This window comes from Burkholderia arboris, from assembly GCF_038723655.1.
In the GTDB taxonomy this organism is placed as follows: Bacteria; Pseudomonadota; Gammaproteobacteria; order Burkholderiales; family Burkholderiaceae; genus Burkholderia; species Burkholderia arboris.
In genome coordinates this window covers 1,749,238-1,772,624 of sequence record NZ_CP109822.1, presented here as the reverse complement: position 1 = coordinate 1,772,624, position 23,387 = coordinate 1,749,238, and the positions used below count along the sequence as shown (strand labels likewise).

The window sequence follows — 23,387 nt, the reverse complement described above, 5'->3', positions numbered from 1 at the left end:
CGCGCGCCGGCGGCATGGCCGCGGCACGCATCACCGCAGCATGAACGACATCGCCGACAGGCTGTTCAGCGTGCGCACCACGTGCTCGACCGACGGCCCGTCGAAGCGCAGCGTCACCGCGTCGACACGCTCGAGCGACGGCAGCACGCAAAACAGGTCGGCCAGCGCGGCCGTCTGCACGCGCAACGTGCAGGCGGCCGGTGCCGGCCGATGCGCGCCGGCGCGCACGCCGGCCGACAGCGCCCGCGCAACCGTTTCGCGCGCCGCGGTCGCGATCCGCGCACACGACGCGGCGGGCGTGAGCGTATCGCCGCTCGAGGCGCCGCCGGCCGTCTTGACCGTCTCGAAACGCGCATCCGGAAACAGCGGCTGCGTTTCCTCGGCGAACACGTCGTCGCCCGTGGCGAGCGCGACGTGCGCGCCATATTCCCGCGCCAGCGCGCCGTACAACCCGGCTTCGCCAAGCTCGACGCCGTTCAGCCACACCTGCGTGAACGCAAAGCTGTTGATCGTGTGCGCGAGCACGCCGCGCGCCTGCGATTTCGCGTGATAGCCGATCATGAACACGAGGTCGGGCTGCTGTTCGACGCCCGCCATCATCCCGAGCATGCGCGGCTTGCCGAGCACGACGCGCGCACGCGCATCGAGCCCGTCGGGCAACAGGTTGCGAAAGCCGCCGTGCGAATCGTTGACCCAGACGCTCTGCGCACCGCCCGCGAATGCGCCTTCGATCGCCGCGTTCGCCTCGGCGGTCATCCAGCGGCGCGCCCGTTCGTACTCCGGATTGCCGGCGCGCGTCTGCTCGGTGGCGAATACGCCGGCGACACCCTCGATGTCGGTCGAGATCAGGATCTTCATGACTGGTTCACAGCCCTTCGTTAGGTTCGTTGAACAACCGGTCGAGATCGGGCACCGCGTCGCGCAGCGCTTGCCGCACGTGGCCGTCGCGCCCGGCGACCGTCACGGCCTGCAGCAACGCGTCGGCGATCGCGTGCTCGACGCTTTCGGCCGCGGCCATGAACAGCGGGTCGAGCGCCGCATCGGCCACGAGGGCCGGCAGCGCGATCGTCGATGCGTCGTGCGCGATCGTGTAGGCGGTCGAGAAGGCAAGCGCGATGTCGCCGCTGCCATGCCCGTAGACGGAACCCGTGCGGGCCAGCCCCGCGCCCGCGCGACGCGCGAGCCGCGACAGCTGCCGCGCATCGAGCGGCGCGTCGGTGGCGAGCAACAGGATGATCGAACCCTGCTCGGGCGGCGCCGCATGCGCGGCTTCAGCCGCGCGCCGTTGCGCGACGATGTGCCCGAGCGGCACGCCGCCGAGCGTCAGCATCGGCAGCCGGCCGAAATTCGCGAGCACGAGCGCACCGACCGTATAGGGCCGGCCGGCCGCGACGGCGACGCGCGACGCGGAGCCGATCCCGCCTTTCAGGTCGAAGCACGACATCCCGCGCCCGGCGCCCACCGCGCCGCGTGCGACGTCGCGCGACGCGGTGCGGCACGCATCGTCGTAATGCGCGGCGGTGACCGCGAACGCCTGGATATCGTTCAGGTAACCGTCGTTGCACTCGAACACGAGCGGATTGACGGTCGACCAGTCGCGGCCGACCTGCGGATTCGCGGCGATCGCCGCGCGGATCTGCGCCTGCGCGACCGCGCCGACGCCGAACGTATTGGTCAGCGCGATCGGCGTATCGAGCGTGCCGAGCTCGTCGACCTGCACGAGCCCGACGCTCTTGCCGAACCCGTTGATCACGGCAGCGCCCGCCGGCACCTTGCTGCGGTACACGTCGCCCGGATGCGGCTTCACGACGGTCACGCCCGTCTGCACGTTGCCGGCATCGAGCGTGCAATGGCCGACCGTCACGCCCGGCACGTCGGCGATCGTGCCGCGCGGCCCGGCCGGCAGCGTCGCACTCCACATCGGAGCAGCATGCATCAGCGGCGCTCCAGTTTCGGATCGAGCGCGTCGCGCAGCCCGTCGCCGAGCAGGTTGAACGCGAGCACGGTCAGGAAGATCGCAAGGCTCGGGAAAATGGCGATGTGCGGCGCCGTCACCATGTCCGCGCGCGCTTCGTTGAGCATCGCGCCCCACTCCGGCGTCGGCGGCTGCGCGCCGAGCCCGAGGAACGACAGGCTCGCGGCCGTGATGATCGACGTGCCGATGCGCATCGTGAAGTAGACGACGACCGACGACACCGTGCCCGGCAGGATGTGCCGCATGATGATCGTCCAGTCCGACGCGCCGATGCTGCGCGCGGCCTCGACATAGGTCATGTGCTTGAGCATCAGCGTGTTGCCGCGCACGAGCCGCGCGAACGCCGGGATGCTGAAGATCGCGACCGCGCAGATCACGTTGACCATCCCGTTGCCGAGGATCGCGACCACGCCGATCGCGAGCAGGATGCCCGGGAACGCGAACAGCACGTCGGCGACGCGCATCGTGATGCGGTCCCACCAGCCTTCGTAGTAACCGGCGAGCAGGCCGAAGAACGTGCCGATCACTGCGCCGAGCGCAACCGAGAAGAAACCGGCCGCGAGCGAGATGCGCGTGCCCGCGATGATCCGGCTGAAGATGTCGCGGCCGAGCGAATCGACACCGAACCAGTGCACGGCCGACGGCCCCGCGTTCAGCGCGTCGTAGTCGAAGTAGTTCTCCGGGTCGAACGGCACGATGTGCGGGCCGACGAACGCCAGCACGACGAGCGCCAGCACGAAGCCGCCCGCGACGAGCGCGACGGTCTGCTTGCGGAACTTGCGCCAGAATTCGCGCCACGGCGTGCGGATCGCAGTCGGTGCGGCCGGCGCCGCGGTCTGGACAGTCGCGTTCATACGCGCCTCACTTGAACCGGATGGTCGGGTTGATGACCGCGTACAGCACGTCGACGGTCAGGTTGATCAGGATGAATTCGAGCGAGAACAGCAGCACGATCGCCTGGATCACGGGGTAGTCGCGCATCGTCACGGCATCGACGAGCAGGCGGCCGAGCCCCGGCCAGTTGAACACGACCTCGACGACGATCGAGCCGCCGAGCAGGAAGCCGAACTGCAGCCCCATCATCGTGACGACCGGGATCATCGCGTTGCGCAGGCAGTGCTTGAGCACGACCATCGGCTCGTGCACGCCCTTCGCCCGCGCGGTGCGCACGAAGTCTTCGTTCAGCACCTCGACGAACGACGCGCGCGTGAAACGCGCCATCACGGCCGCGACCGCGGCGCCGAGCGTCAGCGACGGCAGCACGTAGCTTTTCCAGGTACCGTCCGGCACGACCGGCAGCCAGCCGAGCTTCACCGAGAAGATTTCCATCAGCAGCATGCCGAGCGCGAAGGCGGGAAACGAGATGCCCGACACCGCGACCGTCATGCCGAGACGGTCGGGCCAGCGATTGCGCCACACCGCCGACGCAATCCCGATCGCCATGCCGAACAGCGTCGACCACACCATGCTGACGAGCGTCAGCATCAGCGTCGGCATGAAGCGTTCGCCGATCTCGGTCGAGACCGGCCGCTTGCTGCGGGTCGACATGCCGAAGTCACCGTGCGCGATCTTCGTGAAGAAGTTCACGAACTGCGCGGGCAACGGCCGGTCGAGCCCGAGATCGGCACGCACGAGCGCGATCGTCGCGTCGTCGGCTTCGGGGCCGGCCGCGAGCCGCGCCGGGTCGCCCGGCAGCAGATGCACGAACAGGAACACCAGCACCGCGACGATCGCGAGCGTGGGCAGCAGGCCGAACAGGCGTTTGACGAGGAAATTCAGCATGGGGCACCGATCGAATCAGCGTACCGGCGGCGTGCGCCGCCGGCACCGCGTGGCGGGCAAACCGCCGTCATTTCAGCGAGATCTCGTCGAAGTTGAACGAGCCGTCCGGCATCACGTACGCGCCCTGCAGCCGCTTGCTGCGCGCATACACGATCTTTTCCTGCACGAGGAAGATCCACGGCGCATCGGCCCAGATCTGCTTCTGCGCATCGGCGTAGAACTCGGTCTTCTTCGTCCGGTCGACCGTCTCCAGCGCCTTCGTCAGATCGCCGTCGACCGTGTCGTTCTTGTAGTACGCGGTATTGACGAGCTTCGGCGGCGCCGACGCGCCGGCGAGCAGCGGCGTGATCGCCCAGTTCGCCTCGCCCGTCGACGACGACCAGCCGATGTAGTACATCCGCACCGGCGCCTTCGCCGGATCCGGCGCGCTCTCGACCTTCGCGACGCGCTCGCCGGCTTCCAGCGCCTGCACCTGCACCTTCACGCCGACCTGCGCGAGCTGCTGCTGCACGAACTGGATCGCCTTCTGCGACGTCGAGTTGTTATAGGCGGACCACAGCGTCGTCTCGAAGCCGTTCGGATAACCGGCTTCCTTCAGCAGCGCACGCGCCTTCGCCGGGTCGTACGGCCAGGGGCCCAGCTTCGTCGCAAAATCGACGCCCTGCGGCACCACACCGGTCGACGGCGTCGCGAAACCGGAGAACGCGACCTTCGCGAGCGCTTCCTTGTTCACCGCATAGTTCAGCGCCTGGCGCACCTTCGGGTTGTCGAACGGCTTCTGCAGCATGTTCAGCGACACATAGCGCTGCACGATCGACGGCCGCTCGACAACGTCGACCTTCGCGTTGCCCTTCAGGTCCGCCGCCTGCTCGAACGGAATGCGGAATGCGAAATCGGCTTCGCCCGTCTTCATCAGCGCCGCGCGCGTGTTGTTGTCGACCACCGGCTTCCAGTCGATCGCGTCGATCTTCGGGTAGCCCTTCTTCCAGTAGCCGGCGAACTTCTTCACCTTCAGGTCGTCGGTCTGCTTCCATTCGACGAACTCGAACGGCCCGGTGCCGACCGGATGCAGCGCGATGTCGCGGCCCCACTTCTTCAGCGCGGCCGGCGAGATCATCACGGCCGACGGGTGCGCGAGCGTGTTGATGAACGCCGAGAACGGCTCGCGCAACGTCACCTTCACCGTGGCCGGATCGACGACCTCGGTCTTCTCGATCACGCGGAACATGTTGTAGCGCTTCAGGTGGTTCGCGGGATCGGTCACGCGGTCGAAGTTCGCCTTCACGGCCGCCGCGTTGAAATCGGTGCCGTCGTGGAACTTCACGCCCTGGCGCAGCTTGATCGTGTACGTCTTCGCGTCGGCGCTCGCGTCGTAGCTCGTCGCCAGCACGTTGACGAGCTTCATGTCCTTGTCGAAGCCGAACAGCCCCTGGTAGAACGACTTGACGACGGCCTGCGACACCGTGTCGTTCGCGTCGTACGGGTCCATCGTCGTGAAGGTCGAATCCACCGCCATCACCGCGGTCTGCTGCGCGTACGCGGGCAGCGCGGCCGACAGCGCGAACGCGCCGGCGAGCGCAACGAAGCATGCGCGCGGACGAAACATCGGGAACGGATGCTGCTTGGTCATTTTGCTGGGCTCCTATCGGTGAATCGGTGACGCCTCACGGGCGTTTCGGTTTCGACTGCCTGCTGGTTCGCGCGCCGTCATCGCGGCGCACGCACTCAATAAAGCGATGGATCTGGGTGCACCTCAATACGCGCCGCCGACGCGATGCGTCGCGACGTAATGATCGGGGCCGACCGCGACGAGCGGCGCGACGACCGGTTCGTCGCCGATCGTGCGGATCGGGCTCGGAATCTCGTCCGCCGCGAGCTGGCGCGGCGCATGCCGGCGCGCGGGGTCGGCCACCGGCACCGCGCTCATCAGCTTCTTCGTGTACGGGTGCTGCGGCGCCTCGAACACCGCGCGGCGCGGGCCGATCTCGACGATCTGGCCGAGATACATCACCGCGACGCGATGGCTGATGCGCTCGACCACCGCCATGTCGTGCGAGATGAACAGGTACGCGACGCCGAGCTCGCGCTGCAGGTCGAGCATCAGGTTGACGATCTGCGCCTGCACCGACACGTCGAGCGCCGATACGGACTCGTCGGCGATCACGACCTTCGGATTCAGTGCGAGCGCACGCGCAATCGCAATCCGCTGGCGCTGCCCGCCCGAGAATTCGTGCGGATAGCGGCGCGCGGCCTCGGGCGGCAGGCCGACCTTGTCGAGCAGCCAGTCGACGCGCGCCTGCGCCTCGCTGCCGGTTGCGACGCCGTGCACGAGCAACGGCTCCATGATCGAGAAGCCGACGGTCAGGCGCGGGTTCAGCGACGCGAACGGGTCCTGGAAAATGAACTGGATGTTCCGGCGCAGCGCCTGCAGGTCCGGGCCCTTCATTGCGCTGATGTCGCGGCCGTCGAATTCGATCGAACCGCTCTGCGATTCGACGAGGCGCAACAGCGAACGGCCGGTGGTCGACTTGCCGCAGCCCGATTCGCCGACGAGCGCGAGCGTCTCGCCCGCGCGCAGCTCGAAGCTCACGCGCTCGACCGCATGCACGTATTGCGACACGCGGCCGAACACGCCGCTCTTCACCGGGAAACGCGTGACCAGATCGCTCACGCGCAGGATCGGGGGCGCCGCCCGATCGACGGGCGGCTGCGCATCGTCGTTCGCGGCAGGCGCCGTGGCCGGCGCCGTCGTGTTCGCGTCCACCTTCAGCAGCGGGAATTTCTCGGGCGCGTCGGTGCCCTGCATCGAGCCGAGCCGCGGCACGGCGGCGAGCAGCGCGCGCGTGTAGCGATGCGCGGGCGCCGCGAAGAGGCGGTCCGACTCGCCCTCCTCGACCTTCTCGCCGCGATACATCACGAGCACGCGGTCGGCCACTTCGGCCACCACGCCCATGTCGTGCGTGATGAAGACCACGCCCATGTTCATTTCGTCCTGCAGCCCGCGCACCAGTTGCAGGATCTGCGCCTGGATCGTCACGTCGAGCGCGGTCGTCGGCTCGTCGGCGATCAGCAGCGCGGGCCGGCACGACAGCGCCATCGCGATCATCACGCGCTGCCGCATCCCGCCCGACAGCTGGTGCGGATAGCGCGCGAACACACGGCGCGCTTCCGGGATGCGCACGAGATCGAGCAGCCGCAGCGCTTCCGCGCGGGCTTCGGCCGCGCCCTTCGACTGGTGCAGCGCAATCGCTTCGCTGATCTGGTCGCCGACCGTGAACACCGGGTTCAGCGACGTCATCGGCTCCTGGAAGATCATCGCGATGTCCGCGCCGCGGATGCCGCGCATCGTCGCGGCGCTGGCCCGGGCCAGATCGACGAGCGCGCCGCCACGGCGCCGGAACGCGATCCGGCCGCCCGTGATCGCGCCGCCGCCGTGCTCGACGAGCCGCATCAGCGCAAGCGACGTGACCGACTTGCCCGAGCCCGATTCGCCGACGATCGCGAGCGTCTCGCCGCGATCGACGTGAAACGACACGTTGCGCACCGCGTCGAACGTCGCGCCTTCGCGGCGGAACGTGACCGACAGGTCGTCGACGGCCACCACGCGCTGCTCGGGCAGCGCCAGGGTCGACGGGTTACGGCTCGAAGTCATGCGTGTCTCCTCGTGCGATCCGGCATCAGGCCGCATCGTCGCTGTAGATGCCGACGACCGGCGCCTCACCGACGCGCGCGTAGCCGCGGTACATCCCTTCGGTGTTGAACGGCATCGCGACGTTGCCCTGTGCGTCGACCGCGACGATCCCGCCGCGGCCCGCGAGGCGCGGCAGCTTGTTCATCACGACGTCGTGTGCCGCATCGGCCAGCGACGCGCCGCGATAGGCCATCTGCGCGGCCACGTCATGCGCGGTCGCGAGCCGGATGAACATTTCGCCCGTGCCCGTCGACGATACCGCGCAGGTCGCGTCGTCCGCATAGCAACCGGCCCCGATGATCGGCGAATCGCCGACCCGTCCGGGCTGCTTGTTCGTGATGCCGCCCGTCGACGTCGCCGCCGCGATGTGGCCGTTCAGGTCGCACGCGACCGCACCGACCGTGCCGTGCTTGCGGTCCGGATCGAGCGGCTCGGCCGGCTGCGGCTGCGACTGCGACTTGCCGAACGCAAACGTCGCCGCATCGTGGTCGAGCATCGCACCGGCCGCCGCACGCGCCTTGACCCACTGCGCATGCCGCGACTCGGTATCGAAGTAGCCGGGTTCCGCGAGTTCGAGCCCCTGCGCGGCGGCGAACGCATCGGCGCCCGCGCCGGCGAACAGCACGTGCTCGCTCACCTCCATCACGCGTCGTGCAGCCAGCACCGGATTGCGCACGCGCGTCGCGCAACAGATCGCGCCGGCGCCGAGCGTCGCGCCGTCCATGACCGCCGCGTCGAGTTCATGCTTGCCTTCTGCCGTATAAACGGCGCCGCGTCCGGCGTTGAACAGCGGACAGTCCTCGAGCATGCGCACCGCGACCGTGACGGCGTCGAGCGCGCTGCCGCCGTCGGCCAGCACCTGCTGCGCGGCCTGCAGGATCGCGGTCAGTTCGGCACGGTATCGACGTTCGGTGTCGGTATCCATCGCTTCGCGCAGGATCGTGCCTGCGCCGCCGTGAATTGCGACGATCGCGGATGAAGTCATGATTTTTTCGGACGTGGGGAAGAAGGGTTGGCGGCCGGCAACGCCGCTTGCGGCTGCACGAGCCACGGCAGCAGGAATTCGGTCATCTCGGCGGCGGATTTCGCGGACCGGTGCGTGCGCAGCGCGACTGCATCGATCAGCGCCTCGATCATCGTGAGCACGGCGGCTTCCGACGTGGCCGCGAAACGCCGTTCGGCCTTGACGTACAGGTTCAGCGACGCGATCGGCGCCAGCGGCGATTGCGGCCCGTCGGAGATGCCGAGCACGCGCGCACCGCGCGCCGCCGCACGCCGGGCCAGCTCGATCGTGTCCTTCACATAGCGCGGAAACGCGAGCGCGATCACGAGATCGCGCGAATCGGCCGTGTACAGGCGCCGCGCCGCGTGCGAAGGGCCGCCGAGCAGCGCGAGCGATTGCACGCTGTCGTGGCACACGGACAGCCCGTGCTCCATCAGCCCGGTCAGAAACGCGCTCGACCCCGCGCCGAGGATCAGCACGCGCCGCGCGCCGACGATCGCCTCGACCGCGGCCTCGACATCGGCCGCGTCGAGTTGCGCGCGCGTGCCCTCGATGTTGGCGACAGCCTGGTCGAATACCGCGTCGATCCACGCGGCGCCGCGTACGCCGGGCTCCTGCTCCTGCGCGGAACGCAACCGCTCCACCGGCCCGAGCGTCGCTTCGAAGCCCCTCACGAGCGCCGCGCGCATCGCCGGATAGCCGTCGAAACCGAGCGCCTTCGCGAAGCGGTTCGCAGTCGCGATCGACGCATTCACGGCCTGCGCGAGTTCGTCGATCCGCATCGTCGCCGCGCGAAACGGGTTCGCGAGCACGAATTCACCCATGCGCCGGTGAATCGGCGTCATCAACGGCATCGCCGACGCGATCCGCTCGGCGATCGCGGGTTCGTCGTGACTGGCGTCGTGCGGAACGAGAGGCGTCATGCGAAGGGTCATTGCAAGGTAAATGAAAATCAATTTACACAATCTGTCTCCAGAAAAGAAATAAATTTTCATCAGGGTTGTCACGCCCTGCCCGGCGTCCGGCGTTCGTCCGGAAACCGCTCAGCCCCGTCGCGCGGGCCTTTGGCGCGCGATCTCGATGCGTCGCCGCACACGCCGCACTCACCCGCTCGTCGGGAAAACCCCGAGCAAGTTCGTTCGAATGCAGATTCACGTTGACCGGATTCGAATTCGAACATAGGATGTTCGAAAATGATCAGTCGTCAGATAACATGGCGATTGAATGACAGATAAATGTTCGCTTGAACACCGTATTTTCGGCATAACCGAGGGAAAACGGCGCGCATCAAGATCGGACATCGTACAAATAAAGCGAAACAAGCCATCCCGGACGGATGGCCCTCATGGATCGGGCAGGCGCCGCGCGCCCGCCCTGTCTGACAGGAGACAGCAGTGAAGACAGTCAAGGCGTTGCGCTGGTGGATCATCGTGCTCGTGTGTCTCGGCACGATCCTCAACTACCTCGCACGGAATTCCCTCGCGGTGCTGGCACCCGAGCTCAAGCAGGTGTTCTCGATCTCGACGCAGCAGTATTCGTACATCGTCGGCGCATTCCAGATCGGCTACACGATCATGCAGCCGGTGTGCGGGTTCGTCGTGGACCTGATCGGGCTGCGGCTCGGCTTCGCGCTGTTCGCGATGCTGTGGTCGGTGGTCGGCGTCGCGCACGGCTTCGCGTCGGGCTGGCTGTCGCTCGGCATCCTGCGCGGCTTTCTGGGGCTGTTCGAGGCCGCCGCGATTCCGTCGGGGATGAAGGCCGTCGCCGAATGGTTTCCCGATCGCGAGAAATCCGTCGCGGTCGGCTACTTCAACGCGGGTACGTCGCTCGGCGCCGCGATCGCGCCGCCGCTCGTCGTGTTCCTGTCGATGCGGTTCGGCTGGCAGGCCGCGTTCATGGCCACCGGTGCGCTCGGGTTCGTATGGGCCGCGCTCTGGTACACGCAGTACCGGTCGCCGGCCGATCACCCGCGCATCACGCCGCAGGAGCGCGCGCTGATCCGCGACGGCCAGGCCACGATGCCGGCCGTGTCGACGCGCCGGATCCGCGACGTCGTCACCGCGCGGCGCTTCTGGGCCATCGCGCTGCCGCGCTTCTTCGCGGAGCCCGCGTGGCAAACCTTCAGCTTCTGGATTCCGCTGTACCTCGCGACCGAACGCCACATGGCGCTCGCGCAGATCGCGATCTTCGCGTGGATGCCGTTTCTCGCGGCCGACCTCGGCGGCATCGCGGGCGGCTACCTGTCGCCGTATCTCGCGAAACGCTACAAGCTGCCGCTCGTGTGGTCGCGCGTCGCCGGCGTCGCGCTCGGCGCGGTGCTGATGCTCGGGCCCGCGATGATCGGCCTCGTGTCGTCGCCGTACACGGCCATCGCGCTGTTCTGCGTCGGCGGTTTCGCGCACCAGATGATCTCCGCGCTCGTCAACACGCTGTCGGCCGACGTATTCGATCCAGAGGAAGTCGGCACCGCGAGCGGCTTCGCCGGGATGGCCGCGTGGATCGGCGGCCTCGGTTTCTCGCTGCTGGTCGGCGCGCTCGCCGACAAGATCGGCTATGCGCCGCTGTTCGCGTGCCTCGGCCTGTTCGACATCATCGGCGTCACGCTGCTCGCGGTGCTGATCCGCGGGCAGTCGAAGCAGGAACGCCTGCTCGCGCGGCACGCCTGACATTTGCCCTCACCAGGAATCGCATTCATGACTTCGCTCCTTCATCCGCCCGTGTTCCGCGTCGCCGGCAAGCATGCGAACCGCGTGCTGCTCGCGTCCGATGCGGGCGCCACCCTCGAGATCTTCGTGCTCGAGGACGACATCGTGCGGGTACGCGTGCTGCCCGACGCGACGGCGCACACCCCGCGCACATGGACGATCGCGCCGGGCCTCGACGACGTGCCGCTCGACGGGCGCGATCGCCTCGACCTCGACGGCTTCACGCTGCCCGCCTTTACCCTCGCCGAAGACGACGACGGCCTGCACGTCGAAACCGCGCAGATCCGGCTCGCCGTGCGCTGGCAAGGCGGCCATTGCACGTGGTCGATGCGCGGCGCGGACGGTACGTGGCGCGTCGCGCTCGCCGATCGCGCGACGCAGGCGTACAACTTCGGCTGGTGGGACGGGCGCGCCTATCACTACGTCGCCCGCGAACGCGGCGACAAGGTGTTCGGCCTCGGCGAACGCGCGGGCGAACTCGACCGCACGGGCGCGCGCTTCGAGATGCGCAACATCGACGCGATGGGCTACAGCGCGAAGCATACCGACCCGCTGTACAAGCACATCCCGTTCTACATCACGTGGTCGCCCGATGCGTGCCAGGGCTTCGGGCTGTTCTACGACACGCTGTCGGACTGCTCGTTCGACATGGGCCGCGAGCTCGACAACTATCACGGCCCGTACCGCTACTTCGTCGCCGAGCATGGCGATCTCGACTACTACTTCATCGCATCGCCCGATACGCCGCTCGCGGCCGCGCGGCGCTTCACGTGGCTCACCGGGCGCCCCGCGCGCACGCCGAAATGGGGGCTCGGCTATTCGGGCTCGACGATGAGCTATACCGACGCGCCGGATGCACAGCAGCAGATGAACCGGTTCGTCGAGCAGTGCGACGCGCACGACATCCTGTGCGATTCGTTCCACCTGTCGTCGGGCTATACGTCGATCGGCGCGAAGCGCTACGTATTCAACTGGAACCGCGACAAGTTTCCCGACGCGAAGGGCTTCGCGAAGCACTATCGCGACCACGGCATCCGCCTGTGCGCGAACATCAAGCCGTGCCTGCTGCGCGACCATCCCGCGTTCGACGATGCCGCGCAACGCGGCCTGCTGATCCGCTCGGCATCCGGCGAACCCGCGTGGGTGCAGTTCTGGGACGAGGTCGGCGCGTACATCGACTTCACGCAGCCGGACGCGTACCGCTGGTGGCGCGAACAGGTCACATCGGCACTGCTCGAGTACGGGATCGAATCGACCTGGAACGACAACAACGAATACGAGATCTGGTCGCCCGATGCGATCGCGCACGGCTTCGGCCGATCGTTCCCGGCACGCGAAGCAAAAGTGTTGCAGACGATGCTGATGATGCGCGCGTCGCGCGAAGCGCAGCGTGCGCATGCACCGGCGCAGCGGCCGTTCCTCGTGTCGCGCTCCGGCGGCGCCGGCATGCAGCGCTACGTGCAGACCTGGTCCGGCGACAACTACACGTCGTGGGAAACGCTGCGCTACAACCTGAAGATGGGCCTTGGGCTCGCGCTGTCGGGCGTATCGAACATCGGCCACGACATCGGCGGCTTCTCCGGCCCCGCGCCGTCGCCCGAGCTGCTGCTGCGCTGGGTGCAGTTCGGCATCTTCATGCCGCGCTTCAGCATCCATTCGTGGAACGACGACGGCACCGTCAACGAGCCGTGGATGTATCCGGAGATCACCGCGCAGATCGCGACGCTGATCAAGCAGCGCTACCGGCTGCTGCCTTACCTCTATCACCTGCTGTGGCTGTCGACGACACGCTACGAGCCCGTGCTGCGGCCGACCCTTGCGGATTTCCCCGGCGATGCGCGCTGCTACGACGCGTGCGACGACATGATGCTCGGCGACGCGCTGCTCGTCGCGCCGGTCGTCGATCCCGGCCAGACCGAGCGTACGGTCTACCTGCCGTCGGGCGCGCGCTGGATGTGCTGTGCGAGCGCGCAGGCGTTCGACGGCGGCGCGAGCGTGACGCTGCCCGCACCGCTCGACACGCCGGTGATGCTGCTGCGTGAAGGCCGCGTGCTGCCGCTGAACGTCGCGGCACAGCATTTCGGCGCGCGCGCCGACACACGCGGCTTCCTCGTCGCGCCCCGCATCGAGGACGGCGTCGCATACGGCGAATGCGTCGAGGACGACGGCGAAACGGAAGCGTGGCGCGACGGCGAATACGGACTGTGGCGCATCGAGACCGGCCGCGAGGCGTCGGGCGTGCTCGGCGTGTCGGTCCGCTGGGACGGCCACCCGGGCCGCCCGGCCAGCCGCGTCGAGATCCTGCTGCCCGCGTCGCTGCAAGGCCCGGTTGCCGTCCGCGGCGCCCGCGCCGAACAGGACACGCAGGACGGCGCATGGCGCCGCCTCGTCGTGACGTTCGACAACTGAAGCAAGCCCGATCAGGCGGGCCGTTCGCGCGGCCCGCCATAGAGGAGGCGCTGCAGCCTCCCGCCCCGTTGAAAAGATGATGAGCCCTGGAGATCGCCCATGAAAGCACCCGTCAACCATTATGCAATCCTGATTTTATCGGCCGCATCGCTCGGCGCGACCGCCGCCCACGCGCAGAGCAGCGTGACGCTGTACGGCGTCGTCGACGATTCGCTCGCGTACGTGAACAACCAGCAGGGCCATTCGAACCTCTACATGCGCGACGGCAACCTGTACGCGTCGAAGTTCGGGCTGCGCGGCGACGAAGATCTCGGCGGCGGCACGCACGCGATCTTCGACCTGCAGTCCGGCTTCAACCTGAACACGGGTGCGCAGGCCGCCGCCGGCACGATGTTCAACCGCCAGGCCTTCGTCGGCCTGCGCAACGATCGCTACGGCACGATGACGGCCGGCCGCCAGTACACGCCCTACTTCCTGTTCGTCGGCCCGTACGCGTCGAGCAGCTGGCTGACCGGCGCGACGGGCGCGCATCCTGGCGACATCGACGGCCTCGACACGACGATCCGCGTGAACAACTCGGTCACCTATACGTCGCCGACCTTCGCCGGGCTGACCGCGAGCGCGATGTACGCATTCGGCGGCATCGCCGGCGCGACCGGCAAGGGCAACACGTTCAGCGCCGCGCTGCGCTACGCGAACGGGCCGATCGGGATCGCGGCCGGCTACCTGCGGATCAACAGTTCGGGCTCGTCCGCGGGCTTCCTGAATCCGGCCACCGCGCCGTCGGGCAGCTTCGCGGTGTCCGTGCTGAACCAGGGCTACCTGACCGCGAAAGCCGTCGAGCAGGTCGCGGCAGCCGGCAACTACACGCTCGGCGACCTGACGATGGGTCTCAACTATTCGAACGTGAAGTACCTGCCCGGCAACGGCTCCGCGTTCACCGACACGGCCGTGTTCAACACCTACGGCGCGCTTGCCGCATACCGCTTCACGCCGGCGTTCTCGGTGGCCGGCGCATTCGCGTACACGCTGGCGTCGAGGGCGAACGGCGTCGCGAACGCGGCCCGCTACCAGCAGTATTCGCTGAAGGAGTCGTACAGCCTGTCGAAGCGCACGACGCTCTACGCGCTGCAGGCGTACACGCATTCGAGCGGCCAGACGCTCGGCGCGCAAGGCGCCGGCCACGTCATCGACGCCGCGCCGATCGTCGGCGATTCGCAGCAGCTCACGCCGTCGACGACGCACGGCCAGTTCGTCGGCATGGCCGGCATCGCCGTCACGTTCTGAACCCGCCCCGCAGCGCCTTCGGCGCGCAGCCCATGCCCCGGACGATGCGCGTTCCGCGCGCGCCGTCCGGGCGCCCGATGTCCGTCCGCCACGACGTCTTCCGCGTCCCGCCGGCCCACCCGGCAAATCGCGCGGGTTTTCCCGATCGCCCCGATACCTTACAATTCGTCAGGTTCATCCCTTCTGCATGCCCCTTCTTGCAGTCCTGACACCGCGGTACACTCGACGCACGCCGTATCAGGGTCCGACGCGCGACGCGCGCGCCGGGCGGCGTCGCGCCTCGTTGCGCCCACAACTGGATGCCCGCCATGCCAGATTCCCGCCCCTCGCCCCGCACGACCTTCAAGCCGCAGGTCGTCCTGCCCGCGCTCGCGGTCATCGGCGCGCTGCTCGTCGTGTGCGCGCTGCGCCCGAGCGAAGCCGGCGCGCTGTTCGCCGCCGGCCAGCAATGGGTCATCGCACGCTTCGACTGGTTCTACGTGCTCGCCGTCACCGGCTTCCTCGTGTTTCTCGTGCTGATCGCCGCAAGCGACTTCGGCAACATCCGCCTCGGCCCCGACGATGCCGAGCCCGAATTCAGCTTCGTGTCGTGGACAGCCATGCTGTTCGCGGCCGGCATGGGCATCGGCCTCATGTACTTCGGCGTCGGCGAGCCGATGCAGCATTTCCTGAAGCCGCCGACCGTCGATCCCGGCACGCCCGCCGCCGCGCGCGAGGCGATGCTGATGACCTTCTTCCACTGGGGTTTCCATGCGTGGGCAATCTACGGGCTGATGGGGCTCGTGCTCGCGTATTTCGGCTTTCGCTACAACCTGCCGCTGACGCTGCGCTCGGGGTTGTATCCGGTGCTGCGCGAGCGCATCAACGGCTGGATCGGCCACACGGTCGACGCGTTCGCGCTGGTCGGCACGGTCGCCGGCATCGCGACGACGCTCGGCTACGGCGTGATGCAGCTGAGCGCGGGCCTGCATACGGTCGGCGGCTGGGATACCGGCAGCAACCTGTTCCGCATCGGGCTCGTCGCAATTGTCGTGATCCTCGCGGGCGTGTCGGCCGCGACCGGCCTCGACAAGGGCGTGCGCCGGCTGTCCGAGCTGAACCTGCTGCTTGCGTTCCTGCTGCTCGCCTTCGTGGTGGTCGCCGGCCCGACGGCGTTCCTGCTGCGCGCGCTCGGCGACAACATCGGCCAGTACCTGTCGAGCCTCGTCGACCTGTCGTTCCGCACGTATGCGTACGCACCGCCGCGCGAGGAAGGCTGGTTCGGCGGCTGGACGATCCTCTACTGGGCGTGGTGGGTGTCGTGGTCGCCGTTCGTCGGCATGTTCATCGCACGCATTTCGCGCGGCCGCACGATCCGCCAGTTCGTGATCGGCGTGCTGCTCGTGCCGACCGCGTTCAACCTCGTGTGGATGACCGTGTTCGGCAACAGCGCGATCTGGCTCGACACGCACGGCGCGGCCGGCGCGCTCGCGCAAACGGCCACCAACGTCGACGCGCTGCTGTTCCGCTTCTTCGATTTCCTGCCGTTCCCGCAACTGCTGTCGATCGCCGCGATCGTGCTGATCGCGGTGTTCTTCGTCACGTCCGCCGATTCGGGCGCATTCGTGATCGACCAGATCGCGACGCGCGGCAACCCGCATTCGCCCGTGTGGCAGCGGCTGTTCTGGGCCGCGCTGCTCGGCGTGACCGCCGCGGTGCTGCTCGTCGCGGGCGGCCTCGGCGCGCTGCAGGCGATGACGCTGATCGCCGCGCTGCCGGTCGCGATCATCATGCTCGCGCTGTGCTACGGGTTATGGCGTGGACTTGCCGCCGACCGCGCGCACTATTCGCAGGACGTCGCGCCCGCGACGAGCTTCTGGACCGGCCAGCACTGGCGCCATCGCCTCACGCACATCCTGCGGCAGACGACCGAAGCCGAGGCGCGCCAGTTCGTCGCGGAAACGGTCGAGCCCGCGCTGCGCAAGGTCGCCGACGAACTGCGCGCGAGCGGCGTCGATGCGCACGTGCAGCGCGACAGCGACGATGCGGTGCGGCTCACCGTGCCGACCGCCGAGCATCGCGACTTCGTGTACGGCGTGCGCGTGACCGTGAAATCCGCGGCCGCTTTCCTGGTGCGCGAGGCGGCCGAGCCGGATCCGGCACGCGAGCACGTATACGGGATCGTCACGTTCTTCGAGGACGGCCGGCTCGGCTACGACGTCGAATACCTGCGCGGCGACGAGGTGATCGCCGACGTGCTGCGCCAGTACGAACGCTACGTGTCGCTCGCGGCCGACAAACGCACGCATCTGCTGAGCCGCGCGCCGGGACATGCCACGGAGGCCGAATGAACGGGTTCCTGCAAAGCCGCGCGTCCGACGTCATCGCGCTCGGCACGCTCGCCGTGTTCTACCTCGGCGGCTCCGGCATCGCGCTGTGGCGAATCCGGGCCGCGGCGCCGCGCGGCAAGATCTACTGGATCGCCTGCGCGGCGCTGCTCGCCGGCGGCGCCATCGCGATGGGCGGCAACCTGTCGCCAGTGCCGGACAGCGGCGAAATGCCGCCCGGCTTCGCGCTCGGCGCCGAGGCCGTCCTGCTCGGTCTCGCGCTGGTTGCCGGCGGTTGCGCCTGGCTGATGCTGCGCGCGCGGAAACGCTGACGCGCGCACCGCACAGCCCCGCTTCGTCACGCGCGAACGGCAACGCGCGGCGAACCGGCAGCCGCGCCTTCCCCGATCCGCTTCTCTGCCGCACTACGTCATGCGGACGGCGCGCGCGCCGTCACGAGCCAGCACGCCGCGTCGAAGCGCACCTCGGCGCCGTGCACGTATTGCTCGAACGCCGCACGCACCGCATCGACCACGCGCCGCCGCGTCGCTTCGTCCGTCTCCAGCAGCGCAAGGCCCACCGGGCCCAGCCGTGCAATGTAGTCGTCCAGCGCGGCCTCAGGCAGCGCACACGCCCTGTCGACCGGTTCGATCACAATGCCGGTCCAGCCGCTGTCCGACAGCACCGACGCGATCCGCTGCCGGTCGCCGAACGCGAACTGGCCCGGCGCGCCGGGCTGCCGGGCGGGCAGGTTCGGCAGCAACGGCGCGGCCACCCGCTCGGCCGTCGTCATGAACGGGTTGTCGGCCGGCCCGCGCCACGCGACGAACTGCATCCGCGCGCCCGGCCGCGCCGCATGCCGCAGGTTCGCGAATGCGCGGACCGGATCGTCGAAGAACATCACGCCAAGGCGCGACACGATCAGGTCGACGCTCGCGGGCTCGAACGCATGCGTCTGCACGTCCGCACACACGAAACGGGCGTCCAGGCCGCTGCGTCCGGCGCGCCCCCGCGCGGCGTCGATCATCCGCGCCGAGATATCGATGCCCGTGCAGCGCGCGTTCGCCCCCAGCCGCCGTGCGACCGCGAGCGTGACGGCGCCCGTGCCGCAGCCGACGTCGAGCACGCTGCGGGCCGACGACGCGGCCGCTGCATCGGCGAGCAGCGTCTCGAACGGTTCGAACATCCGGTCCATCGGCGCCTGCGCATCGACCCATGCGCGCCCCGACGGGCCGTTCCACAACGCGGATTGCGCTGCGTTGGGCCGGTTGGTTTCCATCGTCGATCTCCTTCTGGTTCATGGTTGATGAACCGCACTGTGCTGCTTCAAGCCGGCTTGAGGTCAAGGCCGGCCGGGTTGCGCCCGCCGTTGCGCCCCGCTTTTCACATTTCTTACATTCACGCTGCGTATCGTTGACGACTTTCCTACGGTGCCTCCCATGCGACGACTCCTCACGCGCACGCTGCTCATGCGCTGCGCTCCCCTTGTTGCCCTCGCCGCGCTGTCCGCGTGCTCGAATCACATCGATACGCCGGACGATCCGGCCAGCGCATCGGTCAACGTCCAGGCCGCATGGGTCGAAATCGGCGACGCGAACCAGGCGATCGCGCGCGTCATCACGAACTACACGCCCGCGTCGGCCAGCGATCCGCTGTGCCCGCAGTTGACCGTCGACGGCAAGCTGTCGCGCATGGCGCTGCGCGCAGGCGCCGCGACCGTCGCCCAGCGGCCGACCGCCAGCGATCCGGCCGATTCGAAACCGTCCAGCTTCCCGGTCTCCGTGTGCGAAACGACACTGCCGGCCGGCGCGCAGGCCGCAAGCGTCGCGGGCCGCACGCTGCCGCTGCCGAAAGCGCAGCCGCAACGCGTCGCGATCATCGCCGACACGGGCTGCCGGATGAAGAAGGCCGACAACGCATGGCAGGCGTGCAATGACGCATCGGTCTGGCCGCTGGCCACGATCGCGGCCAGCGTCGCGAAGCTGTCGCCCGATCTCGTGCTGCACATCGGCGACTACCACTATCGCGAGAACGCGTGCCCGCCGGACATCGCCGGCTGCAAGGACAGCCCGTGGGGCTATGGCTGGGATACGTGGCAGGCCGACCTGTTCCGCCCGGCCGCGCCGCTGCTCGCGAAGGCCCCGTGGGTCGTCGTGCGCGGCAACCACGAGGAATGCGCGCGCGCGGGCCAGGGCTGGTTCCGCTTCCTCGATCCGCGCCCGTATTCGGCGGCCCGCTCGTGCGACGATCCGGCCAACGACAACAACGCGAACTATTCGGAACCCTATGCGGTGTCGCTCGGCGGCGGCTCGCAGGTGATCGTGTTCGATACCGCGAAGGTCGGCCGCACGCCGCTCAAGACGACCGACGCGCAATTCGGCATCTACCAGAAGCAGTTCCAGACGGTCGCATCGCTCGCGTCGAAGGCCGGCATGACGACGACGATCTTCACGAACCATCATCCGATCCTCGCGTTCGCGCCGATCGCGGGCAGCACGCCCGCGCCGGGCAACCTCGCGCTGCAATCGGTCATGTCGAGCCTCAACGCGCAGGCATACTACCCGCCGGGCGTGCATGTCGCGCTGCACGGTCACGTGCACGATTTCCAGGCGATCAACTTCTCGTCCGGGCACCCGGCGACGATCGTGTCCGGCAACGGCGGCGACAACCTCGACGTCGCGCTGCCCGACCCGTTCCCGGCCGGCCTGACGCCCGCACCGGGCGCAGTGATCGATCGGCTGTCGCACAACAACAGCTTCGGGTTCCTGATCATGGAACGCAGCGCAGCGCCGGCAACGGGCTGGGTATACCGTGCGTATTCGGCGGCCGGCAAGCTGCTCGCGTCGTGCAACCAGTCGGGCACGACGCTCGCCTGCGACAAGACGGGGTTCATCGCACCGTGAGTGAAGCAGTCCGATGTGACGGCCGCGGGGTACGCGGCCGGCAAAAGCGGTACGCGCTTGCCGCAACCGTGCTCGCCGGCCTGACGCTCGCGGCCCACGCCGCGCCGGCCGAAACGGTGCTGCTTCCCGGCGCACCGCCGTCGCGGGTCGTCGACACGATCGGCAACGGCACGCCGCAGGTGACGGGCAAGATCGACGCGGCCACCGCGCGCTTCGCGCCCGACCCGACGCTCGTCGCGCTCGGCCGCCGGATCTTCTTCGATCCGCGGCTGTCCGAGCCGCGCGGCATGTCGTGCGCGAGCTGCCACGATCCCGGCCGCGCGTTCGCGCCGACGCTGTCGGCGGCCTCGCTCGCGGGGCCCGGCGTGCCGGAAGGCAGCCGGCCCGGGCGCTTCAGCCAGCGCAATGCACCGTCGCTGCTCTACGTGCGCTACGTGCCGCGCCGCCACTTCTACCAGGACGACGATGCGCCCGCGCCGTCGCCGTTCGGCGGGCTGTTCATCGACGGCCGCGCGGATACGCTCGCCGAGCAGATCCGCGGGCCGCTGTTCGATCAGAACGAGATGAACAACCGGTCGCCGGCTGCGCTGCTGCGCAAGGTCAACGCGACCGAACTCGCGCCCGATCTCGCCGCGCGCTTCGGCGCGCCGGTGCGGCGCGATCCCGAGCAACTGGTACGCGCACTGGGTTCGGCTGTCGAGGCGTATCTGCAGAGCGACGAGATGGCGCCGTTCACGTCGCGCTTCGACGCATTCCTGCGCACGCGCAAGCCGCTCGCGCCGGCCGAGATGCGCGGCCTCGCGCTGTTCCGGAATCCTGACAAGGGCAATTGCATGACTTGCCACACGCTGTCGGAGACATCGAGCCGCCCGGAGCGCTCGCTGTTCACCGATTTCGGCTACGACGCGATCGCGGTGCCGCGCAACCGCGCGCTGCCGGCGAACCGCGATCCGCGCCATTTCGACAACGGGCTGTGCGACACCGCGCGGCGGCTGCGCTGGCCCGAACCGACGCAATGGTGCGGTTACCTGCGCACGCCGGGGCTGCGCAACGTCGCGGTCAAGCAGACGTTCATGCACAACGGCGTGTTCACGACGCTGCGCGACGCGGTCGCGTTCTACAACACGCGTTCGACCGACCCCGGCTTCTGGTATCACGGCGCCAAAACGTTCGACGACGTGCCCGCCGCCTATCGCGGCAACATCAACGTCAACTCGACGCCGATGAACCGCCGGCCCGGCACGCCGCCCGCGCTGACCGACGCGGAAATCGACGACATCGTCGCATTCCTCGGCACGCTGACCGACGCGCGCTATACGGAGGCCGCGGCCCCTGCGGCCCGCCTCGCCCGGACCGCCGCGCCGGCACGCTGACCCTGGCCGAACGGCCAGCCGGATGCGCACCCGCTTGCGGACAGCGAAAACACTGGTTATATTTACAGTACTGTATTTATGAACAGTGAGGTGCGCGATGGAACATCTGGTCCGTATCGTCAACGACACCGATCGCCAAGTGCTGGCGTGGCTGCGTTCCCAGGTCGGCGATGCCCGCGTCGAACGCGCGGCGCGTCAGCTCGGGCATACACGCAAGCCCTTTCCGTCTGCCGTCTGCCGGTATCTGGGCATGAGCGCGCCGGCCACGCTGCGTCCGGCGGCCCGGCCGCGCGCCGCGCGCGATTTCTCGGTAGGCGATCGTTACCTGTCGCTGATCCGCCAGCATCTCGCGTCGCACTCGGCCAGCCGATGAAATGGCGACGGCTTGCCGCGTCGGTGCCTTGGCAAGCCGGGGCGCTCGCCTATTCGCAAGCCCGGCCCGTCGCCGCCACGCTTACGCAGCCGCCTTGGCTTCCCGTACGAGGCGGCCGAGCGTTTCGAATGCCGCTTCGTGCGCCACATCGAACACGCGCGTGCAAGCGAGCCGGATATAGCCGTCGAAGCGGTCGGAATTCGAGAAGATCGACCCGGGCGCGATCCTGATTCCGTGCGCCAGTGCGGCGTCGAACAGCGCATCGGAGCGCACGCCGTCCGGCAATGCGATCCACAGCAGCATTCCGCCCGGCGGCTGGTTCATCCGCGTGCCGGCCGGGAAATGCCGCGCTATCGCGTCGATCGTCACGTCGCGCTGCACGCGCAACTGTTCGCGGAACCGGTGCAGGTGGCGGTCGAACGCGCCCGAGCCGACGAATTCGGCCGCAACGGCCTGCAGCAATGCGGCGTTGTGCCGGCTGTGCGCGAACTTCAGCATCCTCACACGCGCCTGCCAGCGGCCCGCAGTCATCCAGCCGAGCCGCATCCCGGGGGCCAGCACCTTGTTGAACGACGGGCAGTAGATCACCGTGCCGTCGCGGTCCCATGCCTTGACCGGCTTGACCGCCTGCGGCGCCTCGACGAGCTCGCGATACGGCTCGTCCTCGATCACGGCCACACCGTGGCGCGAACAGAGCGCGACAAGCGCCGCCTTGCGCTCGTCGGGCATCACGCAGCCAAGCGGGTTCTGCAGGTTCGGCACGACCACCACGGCCCGAATGTCCGGATACGCGGCCAGCGCCACTTCGAGCGCCTCGATCGACAGGCCGGCCGTCGGGCTCGCCGGGATTTCGAGTGCACGCAGGCCGAGGCTTTCGAGCAACTGGATCAGCCCGAAGAAGGCCGGCGATTCGATCGCGATCGTGTCGCCGGGGCGCGCCACCGCACGCAACGCGAGATTCACGGCATCGACGCCGCCGCTCGTCGACATCACGTCGTCCGGCGTCACCGTCACGCCATACGACAGCGCGCGTTTGGCCATCGTCTGCCGGAATTCGGGCGAACCGCCGACCGGCCCCGCATCGGTCAGCAACGTGGGCTTGCGCCGCAGCAGCCGGATCGCCAGCGTCTGCAGGCGCTCGGCCGGATACAGCGTGGCGAGCGCGGACGCGCCGCCGAGATTCAATGCATCGGTCGCCGCATTCGCGCGGTCGATCACGCGCGACACGCGCTCGTGCAGCCCCGCGAACGGCGGCTCGACGCTCAGCGGCGGCCCGTCGCTTTCCGGCAGTGTTGCAAGCGCGGCCGCCGCGCGGCGGCGCACGAAGTAACCGGAGCGCGGCTTCGCCTCGCACCAGCCCGTATCCTCGAGCCGCCTGAATGTCTGGATCGCGGTCGACAGGCTCACGCCGTGCTGCGCCATGAACGCGCGCACCGACGGCATCCGGTCGCCGGGCGACAGCGTGCCGGCCGCGATGATCCGGCGGTAATGTTCGGCGAGCCGTTCGTAAAGCGGCTCGCCGTCCAGCGGCAAAGGCGTGCGGGATACGTCGGCGAAAGGCGTCATGCGGATCATCGTGC

At 68.6% G+C, this 23,387-nt stretch carries 18 protein-coding genes; 8 read left to right on the top strand and 10 right to left on the bottom strand.

Annotated features, from left to right (window positions below):
• Positions 1–30: 30 nt before the first annotated feature.
• From OHZ10_RS25265 to OHZ10_RS25230, 8 genes are all read right to left on the bottom strand, one after another.
• On the bottom strand, positions 31–858 hold the full coding sequence (locus OHZ10_RS25265) for a M55 family metallopeptidase (protein ID WP_059237008.1): 828 nt from the start codon (positions 856–858) through the stop codon (positions 31–33).
• A 7-nt stretch (positions 859–865) separates the two neighbouring features.
• On the bottom strand, positions 866–1,936 hold the full coding sequence (locus OHZ10_RS25260) for a P1 family peptidase (protein ID WP_340625061.1): 1,071 nt from the start codon (positions 1,934–1,936) through the stop codon (positions 866–868).
• A complete protein-coding gene (gene gsiD / locus OHZ10_RS25255; protein WP_174948792.1) occupies positions 1,936–2,829 on the bottom strand; it encodes a glutathione ABC transporter permease GsiD in 894 nt (297 codons plus the stop codon). The genes OHZ10_RS25260 and gsiD overlap by 1 nt, the downstream gene beginning before the upstream one ends.
• A 7-nt stretch (positions 2,830–2,836) precedes the next feature.
• On the bottom strand, positions 2,837–3,757 hold the full coding sequence (gene gsiC / locus OHZ10_RS25250) for a glutathione ABC transporter permease GsiC (RefSeq protein WP_059237011.1): 921 nt from the start codon (positions 3,755–3,757) through the stop codon (positions 2,837–2,839).
• Between the two features lie 67 nt (positions 3,758–3,824).
• Positions 3,825–5,387, bottom strand: a complete 1,563-nt coding sequence (gene gsiB / locus OHZ10_RS25245; protein ID WP_174991853.1) for a glutathione ABC transporter substrate-binding protein GsiB — start codon at positions 5,385–5,387, stop codon at positions 3,825–3,827.
• 123 nt (positions 5,388–5,510) lie between these two features.
• Positions 5,511–7,409 (bottom strand): dipeptide ABC transporter ATP-binding protein, encoded by a 1,899-nt coding sequence (locus tag OHZ10_RS25240; protein WP_256086496.1) that lies wholly within the window; start codon positions 7,407–7,409, stop codon positions 5,511–5,513.
• 25 nt (positions 7,410–7,434) lie between these two features.
• Complete coding sequence (locus OHZ10_RS25235; RefSeq protein WP_342704620.1) at positions 7,435–8,433, bottom strand: isoaspartyl peptidase/L-asparaginase; 999 nt, start codon at positions 8,431–8,433, stop codon at positions 7,435–7,437.
• Positions 8,430–9,374 carry a MurR/RpiR family transcriptional regulator gene (locus tag OHZ10_RS25230; protein WP_059237015.1) on the bottom strand — a complete coding sequence of 315 codons (945 nt, stop codon included), beginning with the start codon at positions 9,372–9,374 and terminating at the stop codon, positions 8,430–8,432. Before OHZ10_RS25230 ends, OHZ10_RS25235 begins: the two co-directional genes overlap by 4 nt.
• Positions 9,375–9,845: 471 nt before the next feature.
• On the opposite strand from OHZ10_RS25230, the gene OHZ10_RS25225 reads away from it, so the two are divergent.
• The 5 genes from OHZ10_RS25225 to OHZ10_RS25205 all read left to right on the top strand — a co-directional run bounded on the left by OHZ10_RS25225 (position 9,846) and on the right by OHZ10_RS25205 (position 17,490).
• Complete coding sequence (locus OHZ10_RS25225; RefSeq protein ID WP_059237016.1) at positions 9,846–11,117, top strand: MFS transporter; 1,272 nt, start codon at positions 9,846–9,848, stop codon at positions 11,115–11,117.
• Positions 11,118–11,144: 27 nt separating this feature from the next.
• Complete coding sequence (locus OHZ10_RS25220; RefSeq protein ID WP_059237017.1) at positions 11,145–13,565, top strand: glycoside hydrolase family 31 protein; 2,421 nt, start codon at positions 11,145–11,147, stop codon at positions 13,563–13,565.
• Positions 13,566–13,664: 99 nt separating this feature from the next.
• Positions 13,665–14,852: a porin gene (locus OHZ10_RS25215; RefSeq protein WP_059237018.1), complete on the top strand. Its 1,188-nt coding sequence runs from the start codon at positions 13,665–13,667 to the stop codon at positions 14,850–14,852.
• A 308-nt stretch (positions 14,853–15,160) separates the two neighbouring features.
• Entirely contained in the window at positions 15,161–17,182 is a 2,022-nt protein-coding gene (locus tag OHZ10_RS25210; protein WP_342704617.1) for a BCCT family transporter, read from the top strand.
• A complete protein-coding gene (locus OHZ10_RS25205) occupies positions 17,179–17,490 on the top strand; it encodes a hypothetical protein (RefSeq protein ID WP_342704616.1) in 312 nt (103 codons plus the stop codon). The genes OHZ10_RS25210 and OHZ10_RS25205 overlap by 4 nt, the downstream gene beginning before the upstream one ends.
• Positions 17,491–17,588: 98 nt before the next feature.
• Here the strand turns inward: OHZ10_RS25205 and OHZ10_RS25200 are convergent, their stop codons facing one another.
• Entirely contained in the window at positions 17,589–18,437 is an 849-nt protein-coding gene (locus OHZ10_RS25200; RefSeq protein WP_059237021.1) for a class I SAM-dependent methyltransferase, read from the bottom strand.
• Positions 18,438–18,597: 160 nt separating this feature from the next.
• Between OHZ10_RS25200 and OHZ10_RS25195 the strand changes: the two genes are divergently transcribed.
• The 3 genes from OHZ10_RS25195 to OHZ10_RS25185 all read left to right on the top strand — a co-directional run bounded on the left by OHZ10_RS25195 (position 18,598) and on the right by OHZ10_RS25185 (position 21,807).
• Positions 18,598–20,061 carry a metallophosphoesterase family protein gene (locus tag OHZ10_RS25195; protein WP_059237022.1) on the top strand — a complete coding sequence of 488 codons (1,464 nt, stop codon included), beginning with the start codon at positions 18,598–18,600 and terminating at the stop codon, positions 20,059–20,061.
• Entirely contained in the window at positions 20,058–21,434 is a 1,377-nt protein-coding gene (locus tag OHZ10_RS25190; RefSeq protein WP_425394781.1) for a cytochrome-c peroxidase, read from the top strand. Before OHZ10_RS25195 ends, OHZ10_RS25190 begins: the two co-directional genes overlap by 4 nt.
• A gap of 97 nt (positions 21,435–21,531) precedes the next feature.
• Entirely contained in the window at positions 21,532–21,807 is a 276-nt protein-coding gene (locus tag OHZ10_RS25185; RefSeq protein WP_059237024.1) for a hypothetical protein, read from the top strand.
• 81 nt (positions 21,808–21,888) lie between these two features.
• Here the strand turns inward: OHZ10_RS25185 and OHZ10_RS25180 are convergent, their stop codons facing one another.
• The gene (locus tag OHZ10_RS25180; RefSeq protein WP_425394780.1) at positions 21,889–23,382 is read right to left on the bottom strand and encodes a PLP-dependent aminotransferase family protein; all 1,494 of its coding nucleotides are present in this window, start codon (positions 23,380–23,382) and stop codon (positions 21,889–21,891) included.
• Between the last annotated feature and the right edge of the window lie 5 nt (positions 23,383–23,387).

What these genes read in the sequence shown, in the direction of transcription:
- OHZ10_RS25265 (WP_059237008.1), bottom strand. Translation starts at nt 858, where the DNA reads ATGAAGATCCTGATCTCGACCGACATCGAGGGTGTCGCCGGCGTATTC.
- OHZ10_RS25260 (WP_340625061.1), bottom strand. Translation starts at nt 1,936, where the DNA reads ATGCATGCTGCTCCGATGTGGAGTGCGACGCTGCCGGCCGGGCCGCGC.
- gsiD (WP_174948792.1), bottom strand. Translation starts at nt 2,829, where the DNA reads ATGAACGCGACTGTCCAGACCGCGGCGCCGGCCGCACCGACTGCGATC.
- gsiC (WP_059237011.1), bottom strand. Translation starts at nt 3,757, where the DNA reads ATGCTGAATTTCCTCGTCAAACGCCTGTTCGGCCTGCTGCCCACGCTC.
- gsiB (WP_174991853.1), bottom strand. Translation starts at nt 5,387, where the DNA reads ATGACCAAGCAGCATCCGTTCCCGATGTTTCGTCCGCGCGCATGCTTC.
- OHZ10_RS25240 (WP_256086496.1), bottom strand. Translation starts at nt 7,409, where the DNA reads ATGACTTCGAGCCGTAACCCGTCGACCCTGGCGCTGCCCGAGCAGCGC.
- OHZ10_RS25235 (WP_342704620.1), bottom strand. Translation starts at nt 8,433, where the DNA reads ATGACTTCATCCGCGATCGTCGCAATTCACGGCGGCGCAGGCACGATC.
- OHZ10_RS25230 (WP_059237015.1), bottom strand. Translation starts at nt 9,374, where the DNA reads ATGACGCCTCTCGTTCCGCACGACGCCAGTCACGACGAACCCGCGATC.
- OHZ10_RS25220 (WP_059237017.1), top strand. Translation starts at nt 11,145, where the DNA reads ATGACTTCGCTCCTTCATCCGCCCGTGTTCCGCGTCGCCGGCAAGCAT.
- OHZ10_RS25215 (WP_059237018.1), top strand. Translation starts at nt 13,665, where the DNA reads ATGAAAGCACCCGTCAACCATTATGCAATCCTGATTTTATCGGCCGCA.
- OHZ10_RS25210 (WP_342704617.1), top strand. Translation starts at nt 15,161, where the DNA reads ATGCCAGATTCCCGCCCCTCGCCCCGCACGACCTTCAAGCCGCAGGTC.
- OHZ10_RS25205 (WP_342704616.1), top strand. Translation starts at nt 17,179, where the DNA reads ATGAACGGGTTCCTGCAAAGCCGCGCGTCCGACGTCATCGCGCTCGGC.
- OHZ10_RS25200 (WP_059237021.1), bottom strand. Translation starts at nt 18,437, where the DNA reads ATGGAAACCAACCGGCCCAACGCAGCGCAATCCGCGTTGTGGAACGGC.
- OHZ10_RS25195 (WP_059237022.1), top strand. Translation starts at nt 18,598, where the DNA reads ATGCGACGACTCCTCACGCGCACGCTGCTCATGCGCTGCGCTCCCCTT.
- OHZ10_RS25185 (WP_059237024.1), top strand. Translation starts at nt 21,532, where the DNA reads ATGGAACATCTGGTCCGTATCGTCAACGACACCGATCGCCAAGTGCTG.
- OHZ10_RS25180 (WP_425394780.1), bottom strand. Translation starts at nt 23,382, where the DNA reads ATGATCCGCATGACGCCTTTCGCCGACGTATCCCGCACGCCTTTGCCG.